The following is a 19,901-nucleotide window of genomic DNA, read 5'->3' on the forward strand; positions in this document are numbered from 1 at the left end:
GAGGTTTGCCATGGTTACTTGGATAGAGCTACTGACTCTTCTCTTGGTTGTGATAGCGGCTATGGATTTGGCGGTACAGTTGCGCAAATGAAATAGCCGCCCCCACTGATGCGGAAGGACGGCTACTTCATCAAGCTACAAACTTGTTCCATGAGGTAGCCGCCGTTGCAGCGGCAAGCCACCTAGCATCTTGTTAGTTTACGCCCAGGAGACTGTTTAGTCAACGGAGCCAGCGGCCAGCAGGTCGGGGAATTCCTTGATGAGACGCTCGACGGGCAAGCCGACGATGGTGTCGTAGGAGCCGTCGTAATGGTCTACGAGCGCGGCGCCCTCGCCCTGGATGGCGTAGGCACCCGCTTTGTCGAAGGACTCACCCTTCTTGAGGTAGTCGGCGATTTCCTCGTCGGTCAGATCGCGGAAGGTCACGCGACTCGTATCGGCGAAGGTGCGGAAACCCAGCGAGATGTTGTCGGCCTCGGGGGCGGCGATCATCCACACCGACACGGCCGTAATCACCTCGTGGGCGCGGCCCGAAAGCTCGCGCAGCATGTGCTTGCCGTCTGACAGACTGCGGGGTTTGCCGAAGATCTTGCCCTCGAGCACCACCATGGTGTCGGCGCCGATGACGATGAGCATGCCCGTGTAGTTCTGGGCCAGCACCTCCTGCACCACCGCGCCCGCCTTGCGCTCGGCCAACTTCTTGGCGGCCTCCTCGGGGTTGGCGGCCAAGTCGGGCTCCAGGCTCTCGTCCACCGGCGTGGCGGGTGTGTGCACGATGAACTTCACGCCGGCTTGCTCCAGCAGCTCGCGACGGCGCGGGCTGCCGCTGGCGAGCACCACTTCGAAGGAGGGTGACGCGACGGCCGTGGCTTCGGCAGCCTTATCAGCTTCGACGGCTTCAGACTGCTTGGCTTCTTCGGTCATACGGAAATCCTTTCGCGAAATCGCAGATATTTCATACCCTGCACGAGCCTTCGTAGGGGCGGCCTTCAGGCCGCCCGCCAACCTCGGCACCCCACAGGAGCGGTCTTCAGGCCGCCCGCCAATGGGGGCATCCCGTAGGGGCGGTCTTTAGGCCGCCCGCCAATTGGAGCCTCACGGGCGGGCTGAAGGCCGCCCCTACGGAGCCAACCCTGACCTCACAGGCAGGCTGAAACCCGCCCTACGAGGCGGCCTTCTCTTTGTCGCGTTTGCGGCGGGCTCGGAAATAGGCCATGGGTTCCACCAAAACGCCCTGCTTGTTGGCGCTCACGGCCAAATCATACTGGATGTTGGCCACATAGCCGCCCCGCGGTTTGCCCTCGGCAAAGCCAGCGAGCACGGCTTCCACGCTAGCGGCGTCCACCCGCGCATCGGGTCCGAGCATGGCCTGCAGCAAGCCGAGCACGGCGCGACGCTGCAGCGGGCGCTCCGCTTCGCCGAAGGCCGGCAGCAGACGGAAGCCCTCGGAACGATCGACGCCGAAAGTGTCGTCCTCGGCCACCCACACCGCCACATCTTCCGCCAGCTGATCGGCCATGCGCTGCAGCATGTCGTCCTCGTCGGCGATGAGGTTCATCGAGCGCGTGAGCACCTCGGGCAGCGTTTCGTTCCATTCCCGACACGGCGGCACCACCTTGTGGCGCACATAGGCACGGAACCGGTCGGTATGGGCGTTGGTGGCATCCTCGCGCCAGAGGTTGCCCATCTCGTCGCAGGCCATCGGCTCGCCGGCGGCCTCACGGGCGGCCAGGTAGGCGCGCAGCTGGTCGCGGGTCGTATCCAGCAGGGGGCGCACCACCGGTCCGTTCTCATAGCGCATGCTACGAAAGCCTCCGGGACCCGTGCCCACGATGGAACGCATATAGAAGTTCTCGATGCGGTCGTCGGCCGTATGGGCCGTGAAAATGCGCGCCTCGGAAAGCGGGCAGCCCTCGTGCTGGCACATAGATCGCAGCGCCTCGTTGGCAGCCAGATAGCGCTCGCGCCGGGCCACGGCCTCCACGTTCTCGCGGGAACGGGCCGCTTCGGCAGCGATGTCAATGGAGCAAATGAACAACGGAATGTGCAACAGATCGGCCAGCTGCTGCACGAAGTGTTCGTCGCCATCGGCATCGTCGGCGCGCAACTGGTGGTTCACATGCAGCATGGCCACCGGGCCCACATCGCCCGCATCGCGCAGGGCGGCGCCCAGATAGGCCAGCGCCGTGGAATCGGAGCCGCCGGACACCATGAGCAGCACGGCGGCATCGCGTGCGGCCAAGCTGTGCGCCGCGATGGTGGCGCGGGCTTTCTCGAGTACGTCAATCATTTCTCTTCTCCAGCATCACGATAGATTCAACATGATCGGTATGGGGGAACATGTCCACCGGGCGGATGGCGCGCACCTCGTAACCGCCCTCCACCAGGTGACGCACGTCGCGAGCCTGAGTGTGCGGGTTGCACGAGATGTACACGATGCGCTCGGGAGCAAGCGCGCAGGCGGCGCGCAGGAACTCAGGAGTGGAACCCGCGCGGGGCGGATCCATGAGCAGCACCAGAGGCTGGGAATGATCGCCGGGGGTTCCTTCGACTTCGCGCTGCGTGCTCTGCTCAGGATGACACGCAGATTCAGGCTGCGCGCTCCGCTCGGGATGACACGCAGGCTGGGGGCGCTCGCCCGAGGCGGCCAGCTCCTCCATGAAGGCGGTGGCATCCTGGGCCACAAACGAGGCGTTCTCCACGCCGTTGTGGCGAGCATTGCTGGCAGCATCGCGAATGGCCGATGCCACGGAATCCACGCCGATAACGCGGGCGGCACCGCGCTTGGCGGCGACGAGGCCGATGGTGCCCGTACCGCAATAGGCATCGATCACTGTCTCGGCACCCGTCAGGTTCGCCAGGCGGATGGCCTCGTCGTACAGCACCTCGGTCTGGGTGGCGTTCACCTGGTAGAACGACTGCGACGAGATGCGGAAGCTCAAGCCGCACAACGTGTCCAGGATGAAGCCCGGGCCATACAGCACGCGTTCCTTGTCGCCCAAAATCACGTTGGTCTGACGCGTGTTCACGTTCTGCACGATGGCGGTGATCTCGGGTACGCGACGCTTCAGCTCGCGGCAGAAGGCTTTGGCCGAAGGAAACTCGTCGCCGTTGGTCACCACGGTCACGAGCACTTCCCCGCTTTCGTGGCCCACCCGCACCACGGCATGGCGCACAAACCCCGTGCCGGTATCCTCGTTGTAGGGCTCCATGCCCCAGCGGGCCATGACGTCGCGGATGGCCAGGGTCACGCGCTTGGCTACCTCGTTTTCAATGGCGCACGTATCGGTGGGAATGAGCCGATGGGTGCCGGCCTCGTACATGCCCGTAAGAATGTCGGCGCGGCTCAGCTTCGCCCCCTTCCCCTTCGCCTTCCCCCTCGCTTTCGGAGCGTCCTTGGCCGCAACCGCATGCCGTGCACCCCGGGCAGGCGCATAGGGCGAGACCACCTTGTTGCGGTAGTGAAAGGGTTCCTCCATTCCCAAAATGGGCAGCAATGCGTCGGCGGGAGCGATGCCCTCGAAGAGGGCTGCCACCGCCTGCTGTTTCGCCGCCAGCTGCTCGGCGTAGGGCACGTTCAACTGGCTGCAGCCGCCGCAACGGCCGAACACCGGGCACAGAGCGCAACCGGCGGTCGCTGACGCACGGCGAGCATCCTCGGGCTGGCGGGCGGCCTGAAGGCCGCCCCTACGGGGATGGCCGCTGCAGCGGGGGGAGCTGACGCTCTGAGCCTCGGGGGCGGGAACTCCGGACGCCGCTTGGCGGGCGGTCCGAAGGCCGCCCCTACGGGGATGGCCGCCGCGGCGAGCGGCAGAGCTTGCGGGGGTGAAGGCGCCAGATGCTCCCGTGGCTTTCCCTACCTTGGCGGGGCGGCTACGGGGGCGTTTCGGCTTGTTGTCATGTTTTCTCGTCATAGCCCCATTTTGACATAATGGTCCCATCGGAAAAGGAGGCAATCATGAACTTCATCATTCGCTGGATCGTCACCGCCATCGCCGTCGCTGCCGCCGTGTGGATCGTGCCCGGCATCGAGATCGTGAACGGAGGCGCCTCGTGGGTGGGCATCGCGCTATTCGCACTCATCCTATCGCTGGTGAACATGTCCATTAAGCCCATCCTGCAGGTGCTCTCGCTGCCGGTGACGGTGCTCACGCTGGGCATTTTCTACCTCATCGTGAACACGCTGCTGCTATACGTGGCCGCCTGGCTCGCCAACGGCCTGTTCGGCGCTGGCTTCTACATCGCCAGCTTCGGCAGCGCGTTTGTGGCCTCCATCGTCATTTCCATCGTATCAGCCCTGGTAAACGGCCTCGTAGGCAACGACGCGTAGCAAACGGCGGGAAGAAACCGCAGACAAGCCGCAGGGCCGTCGGCACACCAAAAGAGCCGCTGGTACCATAGCACCCCTCGCACCGCGCTGCTCCCTTTCGCAGCGCCGGCCGCCCTTTCGCCCCATCTCGCCTCAGCGCTTCCGCCAAAACCGCGGGGTTTGGTACCCCAAAATTGCGGGGTTTGGTATCCGCTTGCTCGCAAAGGCCCAGGTCACGCAAATTACGCTAACCAACTTCGGGTACCAAACCCCGCGATTCTGCCGACAAGGCATTTTCGAACGGCTAAAACCATCGGTTTGGTACCCATATTCGCAATCCCTTGCTTCTGCCACAGCGCGAACGCCGACAGAGCCTCTACTCGCTGCGCAGGGCCTCCACCGGATCTTTGCGGGCGGCGGCCATAGCGGGGAACAAGCCGGCGATGAACGACAGGAACACGCTGATGGCCACCAGAATGGCCGCAGCCGTCGGCGGCAGCAGGGCCACGTCGGGCACATCCAGCAGCGAGTACACCAGCGCGTTCACCGGAATGCTCACCAGGGCCACAATGCCCACGCCCAGAAGGCCCGCCACCAGGCCCTCGATGATGGTCTCGGCGTTGAACACGCGGCTGATGTCGCCCTTGCTGGCGCCGATGGCGCGCAGGATGCCGATCTCCTTCTTGCGCTCAAGCACCGAGATGTAGGTGATGATGCCGATCATGATGGACGACACCACCAGCGAGATGGCCACAAACGCGATGAGCACGTAGCTGATCATGTCCACGATGGTGGTGACCGACTTCATCAGAGTGCCCACGAAATCGGTGTAGGAGATCTTCTTGTCATCCTGACCCGAAGCCACCATGCGGTCGTTATAGTCGTCCAGAATGGCGATAACCTGCTGCTTGTCCTCGAAGTTGTCAGGGTATATCTCGATTTCCGAGGGCTTATTCAGGTCAGCATAGCCCAGCTTCGCCAGGTTGCTGTCGTAGGAACGCGTGCCGTCGGTCATCAGCGACAGAATCAGCTCGCGCAGCTCGTCCTCGGTCATCTTCATCTGGAAGGCATTTTGGAAGGCGTTCGTATCCACCGACATGGCCAGCGGAATGTTCTCCTGCAGCTGTCCCATCACCTTCTGCACCGAGGCCTCAGTCTTGGCACCGATGGCGGCCATGGCCTCCTGCATGTACGCGGCCATAGACTGCTCCAGGGCAGCCGATATCTTGGTGGCCATCTCCTGCTGCATGGCGTTGGCGTCCACGATCTTGCCCGCGTACTGGCCCATGATGGTCTGCATCTCGGCGCTACGCACGTAGCTTTCCAACGTGGTCTGAGCCAGCGATTGGAAATCGGGCGGCGTGCCGGACGCAACGGCGTCGGCGTAGGCCTTCCCCAGGGCCTGGGCGTAGCCGGCCATAGCGGCGCCCATCATCTCGCCCATGGCCTCCTCGCTGAATGCGCTGGACATATCCAAGTTCAGCGCGCTGGCGTCCAACGAGGGAGCGGCGGGCAGGTCGTCGGCCGAAAGGCCCTCGCCGATGGCGCTCGTGTCCACCGATATCTTCGACTCATCGAACTTGAACGCGTTCTGCAGCGCATCCTCATCCACGCTGAACAGGGAATCCATGTTGAAGCCCGAGCCGCCCTCCTCGTCCTCGGCGGCGAACTCCTTACCGTTGAACACGTCGATGGCCGGATAGTTCAGCTGCTCCTGCACGATAGGGGCCTGCTTGGCTGCATCGATGATGTGCAAGGTGAGCTCGGGGGAATAGTAGATGCCCGTGGAAAGCGCCGTGGCCTTAGCATCGGGCTTGGGCTGCACCACGCCCACGATCTTCAGATCCTCGCCGGCGTTCACCAGGTTGCGCATGTAGTCGGTGTCGTCGGTTTTGTCCACCCACACTTTGTTCTCGGCATCGTAGGCGTAGAAGTCGGCGGCGTTCACCATCTTCAGAGGCACCGCCATCAGCTCCTCGTAGGTGAATTCCAGGTCGTCCTCGGGCGAGGCCACCTCTTCCTCGTTCATGAACTGGTCGATCATGTCCTCCAGCACCGCATGGTCGCGCAGGCCCAGGGCATAGGTGACCAGGTCGGGCACCGTGCCGCGCGACGTGAGCACGATGACGCACTCGTTGTAGGCCGCCGGCCACCGGCCCGCCTTCACGTCGTACTGGTCCTCCACGATATGCGCGTTGCCCATCATCTCGCTGAACACGTCGGTGGAGTACATGGTGGACATGAGCGAGTTCGTGGAGCCGCCGCCCATCCCGAAGGCCGAGAACGTGGTGTCCGGGTTAATCTGGCGCACACCGTTCTCGGTGTTGGCGTCGAAGATCTGCGGCGTCACGTTGTAACGGTACTCGATGGAGTTCACGTAGTTGTCGATGCCGTTGCCGCCCTCGTCGAAGAACAGCTTCAGCGAGGCCAGGTCGTTGTTCTCCAGACTGGCGAACATATCGGTGACCATGCGCGTCTCGGGCACGGTGTCGCGGGCAGACGGATCGTTCTCGTCGCCGTAGGTGCCGCCGGAAAGTCCCGCGGCCGCAAGCGCATCGTCGGAGGAGCCGTCGGCCGCTTCCCCGTCGTCACCCGCATCCATGCCCATAAGCGCCGTCATGTCGAAGCCCGTGGACATAATCTGCAACGGGTACACCGACAGCGTCTCCTCCTCGGTCTTCTCGATGTAGTGGTCGACGCCGTTGGCCAGCGCCAGAATGGCCGCGATGCCCATGATGCCGATGGAGCCGGCGAAGGCCGTCATGATGGTGCGGCCCTTCTTGGTCATCAGGTTGTTCGCCGACAGCGCGAGCGCCGTGAGGAAACTCATCGACGTCTTGCGAATGGGCTTGCGCGACAGGTGCATCTCCTCTTCCGTGGGGAAGTAGGGGTCGGTGTCGGACTGGATGACGCCGTCGGCCAGGTTCACCGTGCGCGTGGCGTATTCCGCAGCCAGCTCGGGGTTGTGGGTGACCATGATGACCAGGCGATCCTTGGCAATCTGCGTGAGCAGGTCCATGATCTGCACCGAGGTGTGCGAGTCCAGCGCGCCCGTGGGCTCGTCGGCCAGCACGATCTCGGGGTCGTTGATGAGCGCACGGGCGATGGCCACGCGCTGCATCTGACCGCCCGAAAGCTGGCTCGGCTTCTTGTTCACATGCTCGGCCAACCCCACGGCCGCCAGCGCCTCCTTGGCCCGCCGCGTGCGCTCGGCCTTCCCCACGCCCGACAACGTGAGAGCCAGTTCCACGTTCTGCAGAATGCTCTGGTGCGGGATGAGATTGTAGCTTTGGAACACGAACCCGATGCGGTTGTTGCGGAACGTGTCCCAATCGCGGTCCTTGTACTTGTGAGTGGAGATGCCATCCACGATCATGTCGCCGGAATCGTAGTGGTCCAAGCCGCCCATCACGTTCAGCAGCGTGGTCTTGCCCGAGCCTGAGGGGCCGAGAATGGCCACGAACTCGTTGTCGCGAAACGAGATGGACACGTCGTTCAGGGCCACCTGGGTGAAGTCGCCCGTACGGTACGACTTGCAGATATGCTTCAGTTGCAACATGTGCTTTTCTCTTTCTCTCTCGATCGGGCCTATTATGATCGTCACCGCATCACGCTTCTAACGCTTTCGTCAAAAAGCGAGTTATTTGCACAGATTTGCCACGGCAGCGGCCGATTTCGCGTTATTCTGTCGGGGTTCAATTTTTCGCCGGCCCCGGGCCGCGCGCAAGCAGAAAGGACCGTCCATGGACGCCAAAGTGTACGAACTTATCAACGACCAGATCAACAAGGAACTGTACTCCGCCTACCTGTACCTGTCCTTCGCCGACTACTACGAGGAGGAGGGCCTGTCGGGCTACGCCAACTACTTCGAGATTCAGGCCCAGGAGGAGCGCGACCACGCCATGATCTTCCGCAACTACCTGCACGAGAACGGCGAGAAGGTGCGTCTTCTGGCCATCGATATGCCCGACAAGACCTTCGCGAACTTCCTGGAGCCGCTGGAGGCCGCCATGGAGCACGAGAAGTACGTGACCGCGCTCATCAACGACATCTACGCCGCCGCGCTGGAGGCCCACGACTACCGCGCCCAGAAGTTCCTCGGCTGGTTCATCGACGAGCAACTGGAGGAAGAGGACAACGCCGACACCATGATCACCAACATGAAGCTGTTCGGCAAGGACCCGAAGGGCCTGTACGATCTGGACCGCGAGTGCGCCGCCCGCGTCTACACCGTACCGAGCCCCTTGGCCGGCAAGTAGCACCTCGCGCCAACGCTAACGCCAACGAAGCTTCCGCATTTTCCATTGCCGGTTGCGACTTGCGGGTTGCAACCGGCTTTTTTACCGCAAAAATGCGATTGTGATGCACACTGCGGGAATTCAGGGGCTTGCAGCTAGCGATTTTCTGCAGAAAACGACTCAAAACGGTCGTTTTGCCCTTTCTGATGCATGTAGCGTATATATTTTGCATCACAATCGCAATTATCTGTCGTTTTCACAATGCCTGGTGGACCCTATGACTCAGAACATGCTCCTTCACGCCTGCTGCGGACCGTGCTCGATGGAGCCGGCCCGCGTCTTACGCTCCCGGGGAGTGGAGCCCGTGGTGTTCTACGCGAACTCCAACATCCATCCCGTCGACGAGTACGCCCGTCGCCTGGCCACGCTGCGCGCGTGGGCGGCGCATGAAGGGCTGGAAGTTGCGGAAAGCGCCTACGATGCCGAAAAGTGGGAAGCCATCGTCGGCCGTGTGGGCGATGCCGCCGAGGCGAAGTTCGGCGTTATCACCAACGAAGAAGGCGACCCCGACCCCGTAGGGGGCGACTTGCAGGTACGACCCGTAGGGGGCGACCTCGGTCGCCCCTCCTCAAGCGCGGCAGCCTCACCCGATGAGGGCGGCGCAAGCACCGCCCCTACGGAGAGGAACGCCGACGAAGGCGCCTCGCCCACGGAGGCCCGTGCTGCGCGCGAGGCCCGCTGCCGGGCCTGCTACCGCCTGCGCTTCGAAGAGGCCGCCCGTTATGCCCGCGAGCACGGGTTTGCCGCCGTGGGCACCACGCTTTCCGTAAGCCCCTACCAGTACACCCGCATCATCCGCGAGGAGCTGGAGCGCGCCTGCGAGCGCGAGGGCGTTGAGGCCCGCTTCGAGGACTACCGCCCCTACTACGACGAGGCCACCCGACGCTCGCGCGAGGGCGGCATGTACCGCCAGAACTACTGCGGCTGCCGCTTCTCGGATGCCGAGGCCGCTGCCGAGCGCGACCAGCGCCGAGCCGCCCGCCGCGCCGCCCGCGAGGCCGAACTCGCCGCCCATGCCCACGAGCGCGCCGCCGCGGAGGCCGAGCGCGCCCGCAACCGCGCCGAAAAGCAGGCCTATGCTGAGGTGCAGGCCAAGAAGCGCGCCATCCTGAAGGCCCTGCGCAAGCAACGGGGAGATTCTCATGAGTGAACGCCAAGCCCCGTCTCAGGGCAATCTCGTCCTAGTTACGATAGCCCTCGCGCTGCTTATGGCCGATGCGGCGGCGGCTCTTCTGTCTTCCGGTGCCTCTATCATCGGCTGCCTGATCGCCTTCGACCGCATGCAGGGCTTCTCGCCGCTCATTATCGGTGTCGGCATCGGATTGGCCCTCGCTGCCATCGCTTTTGCCCGGGTGCCGCCGCGCACCCTGAACGTCACCCTCATCAGGCCGCAGGTTGCCGCCGGACTGGTAGCCATCGCCCTCGTGTTCGGTGCTATCGGCCTGTATGCCCCCAACGGAGGGTTCGCTCCCTGCTTCGCCATTGCCGGCGTGATCTTCGGCCTCGGAGGCATCGGGCTGATAGCGGCGTGGGGCTCCTTGCTGGGCGACGTGACGCCCATCCAGACACTGGGGGTCGTAAGCTGGGCAGGCGCGCTGGCGGCACTGGGGTCCCTCGCCTGCCTTTCCTTCGCCAACGTCATGGTGATGCTGGCCATGAACGCGCTGACGCCCGTCCTCGGCGGCGCGCTGATTCTGCGCCTCGGCCTCGCGAAGCCCTCAGCAGAAGACATCGCCGCGCACACCGAAGCCAGCCCCGACCCATGTGCACCGCCCTTCTGGCCCCTCCTGGCCGGTGCGGGCATTTGCGGTATCGTTTTGGGATTTATCTGCGGAACACCCCAGCCCACCAACGACTTCGTTCACGCCGAGACCATCACGCGCGGCGTGTTCTTGGGATTCATCGGCTGCACAAGCGCCCTGGGATTGACCGCCCTGGCAAACCCTCCCCATGCCCGCCTGCGCACCGTGCTGCTCGGCCTCTGTCCCCTTATGGCGGCCCTCCCCTCCATTCCCTGCTTCATCGCCATCTCCCCTGAAGGAGCAGCTGGCACTTTCTTCGGAATACTCACCGGTGCGGGATTCGGCTTCTTCGCCGCACTCATCGGATGGTACCTCGCCGCCTTCGCCCCCTTTCCGCAAGTTCCCGGGCAAAACGCGCCAGGGCAACGCTGGGCCGCGACCATCGCCGTTGTTGCCGCCACCTTCGGCGTGAGCATGCTCGCGAGCCCCTGGCTTGGCGACACCGTTAAGACCGCGCTCTCCCTCGCCGTCTTCGTAGCCTACCTCGTCACCCTGGCGACCGTCGCCTTCCTGCGCAACCCGCTGGCGGCATCCGACGCAACGCAGGCCCAGCCCTTGACGACAGACCCATCTGCAATCCCCGCCTCCGCGCCGGCAGCCGCCGAATCCGAGGCCGTCCCCGCCGGCACCGACCCCCTCGATGCGCGCTGCGCCGAGCTCGCCGAGCAGGGCGGCCTTTCCCCGCGCGAGCGCGAGGTGCTCGCGCTGCTGGCCCGCGGCCGCACCGCCACCTACATTGCCGGAGAGCTGTACGTGTCGAAGGAAACGGTGAAGGTGCACGTGCGCCATATATACGAGAAGCTTAGCGTGCACTCGCGCACCGAGCTTCTCGATTTGCTCCAGCGCTAGGAAAGCATCCGTTCGTCCCTTCGTCGGCCTGCCCCCGAGCGCGCCGCTCAGCGAATCGCTCCGATTCTGCATCTTCACGTTAAAATGGCCCTACTCCAAACCGGAGGGAGGGAAGCCGGTTCGGAGCAGGGCCAAAGAAGAGTGCGAAGGCGTGAAAACCAACGCCTTCGCCGAAAGATTGTTCAGCGTGCTACAGCACTTCTTGACCAGTGATCAGCTTGCCGGCCACGCGACCGTGCGTCATGGCCATGCCCACGGAATTGCCGGCGAAGGGCGTCGTGTATTGCAGGCCGTAGCGCCCGCCCAGCGTATTACCAGCGGCATACAGACCCGGAATGGGCTCGTAGTTCTGGTTCACCACCTGCAGATCGCCGTTGGTCTCAAGGCCGGTCAGGGTAACCAGGCTCACGCCCATGGTGCGCGTGTTGGCCCCGAAGCCCTCGGCCGCGGCATTGCCGCATCCGTAGAACGGCGGGTTCTCGATGGGAGTCATCAGCACGGCGTCCTTGCCGAAATCGCTGTCCTCGCCAGCGTGGCACAGCTCGTTGTAATGCGCGATGCTGGCCAGGAACGCCTCCTTGGTCTCGCCCGCATAGCCCAACATGTCGGCCAGACCGTCCAGCGTGCTGGCGGCATACACCTGGGAGGGCATGCGCTCGGCCACCGTGCACATGCGCACCGTGCCGCCCTCGGGGTTGTCCACGGGAATAGCCTGCATATCCTCCACCAGCTCGGTGTAGTAATCGGGACGGCCGAAGTTGGCACAGCCGTGATCGAGCGACGAGTTCTTCAGGGTTTCCTCGTAGTTGGCGTCGGTCGCCAGGGTGAAGCCACCGAAGGGCTGACGCACGGCAATGGCCATGGAGTCGCAGATGGCCGCCTCGTTCATGAAGCGCTCGCCCTGGGAGTTCAGCCACAGGAAGGGGCTGGAGCCCCACGGGCCTGAAGCGCCGCCGCCGAAGCTCATGGCGCCGCGGGGGCCGGCCTCGATGAAGCCGCCGGCCCAGCAGCCCATCTTGTGGCCCTCGCCCATGCAGTCGGACTGGCCCTGCAGCGAAGTAGCATCCAGGCCCATGCGCTCGTTGTGCTCGCGGTACTCAGTCAGCAGATTCCAGGTCATGTCGGTATTGGCCGCGAAGTCGCCCGTGCACAGAATAACGCCCTTGCTGGCCACATACTTCGCATAGCCGTCGCTGCGCTCGGAGATGACGCCGGTTACCGCGCCGCTCTCGTCCTGGGTGAGCACGATGGCCTTCTCGCCGCAGTACCAGGTAGCGCCCAGGTCCTTGCCTTCCAAGATGGAGAACTGCTGGAACTCGTCCAAGCGGGAAAGAGCGGCAACACCGTCCACCGGGGCGTGCTGAATGGGGCCCATGAACTGCACCACACAGGGCCACGTCTTGAAGCCGCCGCGGTACAGGGGGTACTCCACATCGCCGTCCATCGCGAGGCCGCATTGGTGAATGCAGATCATGCTGTCATCCAGGGGGCTCACGGCCGGATCGGCCTCGCTCACTAGCTTGATGCGGTCATCGGGCCAGTTCACCAGCGAGGCAGCATGGTCGAACATCTCGCCGGAGTTCGCCACGAACTTGCGAATCACCTCGGTGTTCACACGGCCACCGGCACGCAGGCAGAATTCCTGCACGATCTCGCCCACGTTGTAGGGACCGAAGCCGCGATCGATGAGGAACTGCGAGTTCACATGTCCTATGTCCTCGCCCTTCACCTTGCGGCTGTCCTCGGGCGACTGCTCGATGACGACCACCTTGGCGCCGCCCTCAGCTGCGGCCAGAGCCGCCTGGATGCCGGCATGACCACCGCCGCACACCACCACGTCGCACTCGACGATCTCAACGATCTCGTCGTCGGAAATCTGCGGCGCGGCGCCCAGCCAGTCCTCGGTGGTCGCATAGCCCGACGTCGCAGTCCCCGCCGCCGCGGACGTGTCGCCCGTGTCGCTCAAAGTCTCCGTGCCGCCCTGCGGAGCGCAACCGCCCGCAACGCCAGCTGCCAGCGCGGCGGCGCCCGCTAGACCGGCACCCTTCAAAAACCCGCGGCGCGATACGCCTTCCCTCATTGCTTCCTTCATGCCTTCCTCCTTTTTGCCAAAGTTCTTCGAACCCGTTCGCCCCATTGCGCCAACGGGCCGAAGCTGCTTTCCAGCATAGGCGGGACAGCATTGCGACGTATCCCCCCAAGCGGGGAAAAGCCATAACCCGAAAGGAGGTATTTTTCCGCATTTTCCCCGCGTAGAGGCCTTCTGAGTACGTGAGATCCTCTTCATTTCGTGTCCTCTCCGCCGCACGCCGGCGGGAAGGACATTGCGAACCGCAGGAGAGGCCGAGCGCGCCCGCAACCACGCCGAAAGCAGGCCTACGCCGAAACGCAGGCCAAAAAGCGCGCCATCCTGAAGGCCCTGCGCGCGCAGCAATAAGCCGCGCCCCTCCGATTGCTTTGAAAATGACGGGTAGCGTAGTTTTGAGATGCAGGTAATTTCCGACTAAGGAAAATGACCTGGGGAAACTCCCCTCGCTCAGTCGTTTGGCAGCTGCAAGGACTACGCTACCCGTCATTTTCAAAGCAAAAACGCCCTCCCTGCACCGCCTTCCCGCGATTTGCCTTTCTCCTACGGTTTACCAATCGCCGTCCGGAAAACCAGGCCGGTAATCTATCATGCGGTAATTCCCCGACGCGAAGGAGCCGTCATGCCGAATGTCGCCCTTGCCCATCCCCAGTTCTCCCCCAATGCTGCCGCGGCAGCCGCCAAGGTGTCGCCCGAGATCCGGGAGCTGCTGCGCCGCTCCGGCAAGAAGAGCGTGCGCGAGTACACCCTGGGCGAGGAGATCTTCAACGCCGTCACCCACGGCGTTGGCGCAGGGCTTGCGGTGGCCGCGCTCGTGCTGCTCATCGTGAAGTCGGTGGGCGACGGCGGCGGCATCCTGCTGGCGGCCGCGCTCGTCTACGGCATCGCCATGCTCGTGGAATACCTTATGTCCACCTTGTACCACGCCATTGCCGTGGAAGGGGCCAAGCGCGTGTTCAAGGTGCTCGACCATTCCGGCATCTACCTGCTCATCGCCGGCACCTACACGCCCTACTGCCTCGTCTCGCTGGGGCATGTGGGTGGTCTGTGGCTCGCAGCCTTCGTGTGGGGCGTTTCGCTTCTCGGCATCGCCTTCGAGGCCTTCTGGACCTTCCGCCCCCGCTGGATATCGGCCGCGCTGTACGTGGCCCTGGGCTGGTCCATCGTGTTCTTCCTGCCCGAGCTGTACGTGCAGCTGCACCCGGCGGGCTTCTGGCTTTTAGCCGCGGGCGGCATCAGCTACACCGTGGGAGCCGTGTTCTACATCTTCAAGAAGGTACGCTATCTGCACTCCATCTTCCACCTGTTCGTGCTGGCCGGAAGCATCCTGCAGTTCTTCAGCGTGTACTTCTTCGTGATTTAACGATCCGGATCGAACATCCCGCCAACCTGGGCCGAAATGTCAGCGGGCCGCCTCGAGAAAGGGGCGGCCCGCTTTGTCGATGAAAGAACGCGGAGCCAGAGCCTACTCCCCCACATGCACCGCGCGCAAAGCGGCGATCTCGGCGCCCCAGCCGGCCAGGTCGTCCTGGGGCGTTTCCAGGAAGAAGGGCAGATCGCGCAGGGCCGCGTGGTTCGTCACTGCGGCGAGCGCGTCGAAGCCGATGCAGCCCTCGCCGATGGGAGCGTGGCGGTCCTTGTGGGCCGCAAGCGGGTTCTTCGAGTCATTCAGGTGGATGGCACGCAGGCGATCCAGCCCGATCACGCGGTCGAATTCTTCCAGGACGCCGTCAAGGTCGCCGGCGATATCGTAGCCGCCATCCCACACGTGGCACGTGTCCAGGCACACGCCCACCTTGTCGGACAATTCCACGCGCTCGATGATGGCGGCCAGATCCTCGAAGCGGCCGCCCACTTCCGTGCCCTTGCCCGCCATGGTCTCCAGCAGCAGCGTGGTGGACTGGTCGGGCGTGAGCACCTGGTTCAGCGCGTCGGCGATGAGTTCGATGCCCGCATCCATACCCTGGCCCACATGGCAGCCCGGGTGCATGTTGTACAGCTGACCGGGCGTATTCTCCATGCGCGCAAGGTCGTCGGTCAACAGCTCGATGGCAAACTGGCGCGTCTCGAGCTTGGCCGCCGCCGGGTTCATGGTGTAGGGCGCGTGGGCCAGAAATGTGGCAATGCCGTGCTCGCCGGCGTACTCGTGGAAGGCGGCCACATCGGCCGGGTCGATGGCCTTGGCCTTGCCCCCGCGCGGGTTGCGCGTGAAGAACTGGAACGTGTTCCCGTCGATGGAAACCGCGTCCTTCGCCATCTTCAGATAGCCTTTGGCGCTGGACAGATGGCAACCGATGGTGAACATGGCCTTCCTTTCGACAGAGCTAATGCAGCGGCCGCCTAGTATACGCTAGGCGGCTCGCATTCGGCATATTTCCCAATTGAAGACCAGAACCGCACGCTAAATTGCGTTTGTTAGCAATCAATTTGAGCAGTACGGGAAAATGAGACCGAAAAAGGGTCGAAATGGCCCTCTGTGGCTCCCAAATAGCCTTTTGGCCTGTATTCATTTGCTAACAAACGCAATTTGCTGAACAATTTTCCGAGCAATGTCACCCAACAAGAGAGGCGCTCCTCATGACCGCGGGCATGATCGGCATATTCCAGGAGATCGTCACGCTGTTCGCCATCGTGGGGGTGGGCTATGCCGCCAAGAAGCTGCGGTTCATGAACGACGAGTTCGACCGCATGCTCTCGAAGCTGGTTATCAACATTGCGCTGCCGGGCATGGTTCTGGGCTCGGTGCTCACGGCTACCGAGCTGCCCACGCGCGCGGAAGTGTGGATGTGCCTGGGACTGTCCGTGGCAGGCACGCTGATCATGTTCGCTGTGGCCTATGGGTTCACGCTGCTTCTGCGCATTCCCGATGGGCATCGCGGCGTGTACCGCTTTATGCTCTGCTTCGGCAACGTGGGCTTCATCGGCTACCCGGTGCTCTCGGCCATCTTCGGATCCGACGCGCTCGTGTACGCAGCCGTGTTCAACCTGCCCTTCAACTTCTTCGTGTTCACGGTGGGCGCGTGGTTCCTCACTCAGGACACCGACGGCGACGTGAAGGTGCAGACCACCTGGCGCACCTTCGTCACGCCGGTCATGCTGTCGTGCGTGGCAGCGGTGATCCTCACGCTGACCGGCGTCCATTACGTCCCCATTCTGGGCGACGCGCTGAACACGCTCGGTTCCATCACCACGCCGGCAGCGCTGCTCATCATCGGCTCGTCACTGGCGAACCTGCCGGCGCGCGACCTGGTAGGAAGCCCACGCCTGTGGTTGTGCGCGCTGTTCCGCCTGCTGGGAATGCCGGTCGTCATATGGGCGGTGTTCCAGGCCTTCGTGCCGGCGGGGCTGATGTTCTCGGTGGCCGTGGTGCTCGCGGGCATGCCGGTGGCCACCAACGGCACCATGCTCTGCTACCAGTACGGCGGCAACTCCCGCGTCATGGCCCAAGGCACCTTTGTCACCACGGTGTTGGCGCTGGCGACGATCCCCGTGCTGGCCGGCTTCGTGAGCACGGTGATGTAGCGCCGCATAAGCGAGCTTGCGCCCCCCCCATCAACCCCGAAGGCGAGAGCTCGCCGCCAATGCTTCCCAAACATGGCGTAGAGCCATCTCGGCGGCGCTTATGGCGCCATCTCCAAATGCCGGGGAGCTTATTCCCCGGCAATTTTATATTGAGGCGAGATGGACGAGGCTCTTCCCTACCCCTCGAAGTGGTTCACGGCTTCGGCGAGGTGGTCGATGATGGCGATGGACTGCGGGCACATGGCCTCGCAGGTACCGCACTGGATGCACTTGGACGCGGGGCCCTCGGCGGCCTGCCAGCTGTAGAGGCCCTTGACGAATTCGCGGTCCTCGGTGGTCTTCTCCAGGTTCAGCAGGTTCATGGCGATGGGGATCTTCACGCCCTCGGGGCAGTCCTTCACGCAGTAGCCGCAATTCGTGCACGGGATGAGGTCCACGCTGCGCAAAGCCGCGATGGCACCATCGATGGAGGCGCGCTCCTCGCTCGTCAGCGGCGTATGGGTTTGGAAGGTGCCCATGTTGTCCTGCATCTGCTCGAGGGTGGAGGCGCCGGCGAGCACCGTGAGCACGCCGGGCAGATCGAGGCAGAAGCGATAGGCCCAGGAAGCCTGGCTTACGTCCGGGTCGGCCGCGGCCAGCACCTCGGCACCGCGCTCGGGCAGGTTGGCCAAACGTCCGCCGCGCACCGGCTCCATGATGATGACCGGCACGCCGTGGGCGGCGGCCACCTGCATGCAGCGGGCCGACTGGGTGACCGGGTCGTCCCAATCCAGGTAGTTCACCTGCAGCTGCACGAAATCGACCTCGGGATGCGCCGCCAGGATCTCCTCCAGCGTCTCGGGACCGTCGTGCATGGAGAAGCCCACGTGGCGGATGAGCCCGTCTTCCTTGGCCTTCGCCACGTAGTTCCACATGTCGTACTCGTCGAACTTGGCCGTGCGCGCGCCGCCCAGGTTGTGCAGCAGGTAGTAGTCGATGTAATCGACCCCCAGCCGCTCAAGGGAGGTAGGCAGGCAGGCCTGGGCCTCCTCCTTGCTGGCGCAGGCCCAGGCCAGGCACTTCGTGGCCAGGGTGTAGGCCTCGCGCGGATAGCGCTCTACCAGCGCCTCGCGCAGAGCCGTCTCGGAAGCGCCGTTGTGGTAGACGAATGCGGTATCCACATAGGTGCCGCCCTTCGCGATGAACTCGTCCACCATGGCGCACACCTGCTCGATGTCGATGGCCGTTACGTCGTCGGGGTTGGTGAGCGGCAGGCGCATGGCGCCGAAGCCGAGCTTGGCCACGCCCTCGCAAGATGCCGTCATAGATGCTCCTCTCCTATTGTCTCTCTGTCAGAAGAGTAAAACTTTGAGTGAACTTCAAGTCAAGAATACGGCGAGAAGCGACGGGCCAGCGGCAAAGCGCTGCGTCCGTTCGCTGCGTCACGACCCGCAGAAAGTCATCGCCCGCAGAAGGAAAACTGCTTACGATCTTGTGACACTTCGCTGATGAGGAGGCTCATCGCATCGGATTCCCTCACCATTGTTCCTCGCTGAAACGCAGCTTATTCGTACCCGCAGATATAAAGGAAGGTGTGCCATGGGCCTTCTTGCCGCTTATGCCGTTCCGCATCCGCCGCTGATCGTTCCCGCCGTGGGAGGCGGCCAGGAAGCGGAAGTCGCCGACACCACCGCTGCCTATGAAGAGGTGGCTCGGCGCATCGCCGACCATGCGCCCGATCTCATCGTGGTGGTCTCGCCCCACGCGCCCCTGTACCGCGACGGGTTCTTCATCGCCGACGCTGAAACCGAGGAAGGCTCGCTTGCTGCCTTCGGCCAACCCGAAGCGCGCATCACCACCCGCACCGATACGGCCTTCACCCAGGCCGTGGCCGACCGCCTCAGCCGCCGCAGCATTCCCGTGGCCGGGGCACCAGCGCATCACGAGGAGATAGACCATGCCACCTACGTGCCGCTGCACTTCATCGGCCAGACCGTGGACTTGTCGCAGGTGGCCGTGGTGCGCATCGGGCTGTCAGCGCTGTCGCCTTCCGACCATCAATTCCTGGGACTTTCCATCACCCGCGCGGCCGAGGACCTGGGCCGCCGCGCGGTGCTCATCGCCAGCGGCGATCTATCGCATCGACTGAAGGAAGACGGCCCCTACGGCTTCAACGAGGCCGGGCCGGCGTTCGACCGCGCCGTCACCGACTTGTTCGCCGCCGGCTCGCTGCGCGGGCTGTTCGGCCTGGACCCCATCCTGTGCGAAGACGCGGCCGAATGCGGGCTGCGCGCGTTCCAGATTATGGCCGGCGCCCTGGAAGGGCTGCCCTTCACTCCCGAGCTGCTCAGCTACGAGGGCCCCTTCGGCGTGGGTTACGCCGTAGCCGCCTTCGAAGTGGAATGCAGCCCCTCGTCCACCGAGGAAGAGGTGGAAGCCGAGCTGATGGAGGCCGACGAAGCGCCGGTGCGCGGCGCCCATGCTCGCGGTGCCTGCTCGGCCGTGGATCCGCTGGTGGCCTTGGCACGGGCGAGCGTGGAGTCCATCGTGGGCACGGGGCAGGTGCTGCCCCTGCCCGCTGATCTGCCCGACGAGCTGACCGGCCAGCGCGCCGGCGTGTTCGTGAGCCTGCACGAGGCCGACGGCCTGCGCGGCTGCATCGGTACCATCGCCCCCACGCGCTCCTGCGTGGCCGAAGAGGTAATCATGAACGCCGTAGCTGCAGCCACCGACGACCCGCGCTTCACTCCCGTTACCCCCGATGAGCTGGATGCGCTTTCCTATTCCGTGGATGTGCTGGGCGAACCCGAGCCCGTGGAGTCGTTGGAGCAGCTGGATCCGCGCCGTTACGGCGTCATCGTCACCCGCGGCTTCAAGCGCGGGCTGCTGCTGCCCGACCTGGAAGGAGTGGAGACCGCTTTCGACCAGATTGCCATCGCGAAGATGAAAGCGGGCATCGCCCCCGACGAAGACGCCCAGTTGGAACGTTTCGAGGTGGTGCGCCACACCCTGGGCGGCCAAGCGCGCGTGTATTAGGAGGGCGGCTGCCGGTGACG

The 19,901-nt window shown here is 64.0% G+C and carries 14 protein-coding genes; 7 read left to right on the forward strand and 7 right to left on the reverse strand.

What is annotated here, in order from left to right:
- Nucleotides 1–216: 216 nt before the first annotated feature.
- The 3 genes from VIN30_RS07610 to rlmD all read right to left on the reverse strand — a co-directional run bounded on the left by VIN30_RS07610 (nucleotide 217) and on the right by rlmD (nucleotide 3,914).
- A complete protein-coding gene (locus tag VIN30_RS07610; protein WP_338210552.1) occupies nucleotides 217–924 on the reverse strand; it encodes a Maf family protein in 708 nt (235 codons plus the stop codon).
- Between the two features lie 238 nt (nucleotides 925–1,162).
- Complete coding sequence (gene tilS / locus VIN30_RS07615; protein ID WP_338210555.1) at nucleotides 1,163–2,290, reverse strand: tRNA lysidine(34) synthetase TilS; 1,128 nt, start codon at nucleotides 2,288–2,290, stop codon at nucleotides 1,163–1,165.
- Nucleotides 2,283–3,914, reverse strand: a complete 1,632-nt coding sequence (gene rlmD, locus VIN30_RS07620) for a 23S rRNA (uracil(1939)-C(5))-methyltransferase RlmD (protein ID WP_338210557.1) — start codon at nucleotides 3,912–3,914, stop codon at nucleotides 2,283–2,285. The genes tilS and rlmD overlap by 8 nt, the downstream gene beginning before the upstream one ends.
- A gap of 44 nt (nucleotides 3,915–3,958) precedes the next feature.
- On the opposite strand from rlmD, the gene VIN30_RS07625 reads away from it, so the two are divergent.
- Nucleotides 3,959–4,330 (forward strand): phage holin family protein, encoded by a 372-nt coding sequence (locus VIN30_RS07625; RefSeq protein ID WP_326424921.1) that lies wholly within the window; start codon nucleotides 3,959–3,961, stop codon nucleotides 4,328–4,330.
- 355 nt (nucleotides 4,331–4,685) lie between these two features.
- On the opposite strand, the gene VIN30_RS07630 is transcribed toward VIN30_RS07625, so the two are convergent.
- Complete coding sequence (locus VIN30_RS07630) at nucleotides 4,686–7,868, reverse strand: ABC transporter ATP-binding protein/permease (RefSeq protein WP_338210559.1); 3,183 nt, start codon at nucleotides 7,866–7,868, stop codon at nucleotides 4,686–4,688.
- Between the two features lie 184 nt (nucleotides 7,869–8,052).
- Here VIN30_RS07630 and VIN30_RS07635 point away from each other — a divergent pair, with 184 nt between their 5' ends.
- The 3 genes from VIN30_RS07635 (at nucleotide 8,053) to VIN30_RS07645 (ending at nucleotide 11,258) form a co-directional block, all read left to right on the forward strand.
- Complete coding sequence (locus VIN30_RS07635) at nucleotides 8,053–8,568, forward strand: ferritin (protein WP_338210563.1); 516 nt, start codon at nucleotides 8,053–8,055, stop codon at nucleotides 8,566–8,568.
- A gap of 268 nt (nucleotides 8,569–8,836) precedes the next feature.
- Nucleotides 8,837–9,757, forward strand: a complete 921-nt coding sequence (locus VIN30_RS07640; RefSeq protein ID WP_338210674.1) for an epoxyqueuosine reductase QueH — start codon at nucleotides 8,837–8,839, stop codon at nucleotides 9,755–9,757.
- On the forward strand, nucleotides 9,750–11,258 hold the full coding sequence (locus VIN30_RS07645; protein ID WP_338210565.1) for a response regulator transcription factor: 1,509 nt from the start codon (nucleotides 9,750–9,752) through the stop codon (nucleotides 11,256–11,258). Before VIN30_RS07640 ends, VIN30_RS07645 begins: the two co-directional genes overlap by 8 nt.
- Before the next feature lie 190 nt (nucleotides 11,259–11,448).
- Here VIN30_RS07645 and VIN30_RS07650 read toward each other — a convergent pair whose 3' ends face one another.
- The gene (locus VIN30_RS07650; protein WP_338210566.1) at nucleotides 11,449–13,350 is read right to left on the reverse strand and encodes an FAD-binding protein; all 1,902 of its coding nucleotides are present in this window, start codon (nucleotides 13,348–13,350) and stop codon (nucleotides 11,449–11,451) included.
- A gap of 616 nt (nucleotides 13,351–13,966) precedes the next feature.
- Here VIN30_RS07650 and trhA point away from each other — a divergent pair.
- Nucleotides 13,967–14,707: a PAQR family membrane homeostasis protein TrhA gene (trhA, locus tag VIN30_RS07655; protein ID WP_338210568.1), complete on the forward strand. Its 741-nt coding sequence runs from the start codon at nucleotides 13,967–13,969 to the stop codon at nucleotides 14,705–14,707.
- A gap of 102 nt (nucleotides 14,708–14,809) precedes the next feature.
- Here the strand turns inward: trhA and VIN30_RS07660 are convergent, their stop codons facing one another.
- A complete protein-coding gene (locus VIN30_RS07660) occupies nucleotides 14,810–15,649 on the reverse strand; it encodes a deoxyribonuclease IV (RefSeq protein ID WP_326424927.1) in 840 nt (279 codons plus the stop codon).
- 272 nt (nucleotides 15,650–15,921) lie between these two features.
- Here VIN30_RS07660 and VIN30_RS07665 point away from each other — a divergent pair, with 272 nt between their 5' ends.
- Complete coding sequence (locus VIN30_RS07665; RefSeq protein WP_338210570.1) at nucleotides 15,922–16,866, forward strand: AEC family transporter; 945 nt, start codon at nucleotides 15,922–15,924, stop codon at nucleotides 16,864–16,866.
- A 176-nt stretch (nucleotides 16,867–17,042) separates the two neighbouring features.
- Here the strand turns inward: VIN30_RS07665 and VIN30_RS07670 are convergent, their stop codons facing one another.
- Nucleotides 17,043–18,170 (reverse strand): aldo/keto reductase, encoded by a 1,128-nt coding sequence (locus tag VIN30_RS07670; RefSeq protein WP_338210572.1) that lies wholly within the window; start codon nucleotides 18,168–18,170, stop codon nucleotides 17,043–17,045.
- Between the two features lie 274 nt (nucleotides 18,171–18,444).
- Between VIN30_RS07670 and amrA the strand changes: the two genes are divergently transcribed.
- Complete coding sequence (gene amrA, locus VIN30_RS07675; protein ID WP_338210574.1) at nucleotides 18,445–19,881, forward strand: AmmeMemoRadiSam system protein A; 1,437 nt, start codon at nucleotides 18,445–18,447, stop codon at nucleotides 19,879–19,881.
- Nucleotides 19,882–19,901 lie beyond the last annotated feature (20 nt).

Origin of the sequence: Adlercreutzia wanghongyangiae (genome assembly GCF_035989245.1) — a bacterium.
Taxonomy (GTDB): domain Bacteria; phylum Actinomycetota; class Coriobacteriia; order Coriobacteriales; family Eggerthellaceae; genus Adlercreutzia; species Adlercreutzia wanghongyangiae.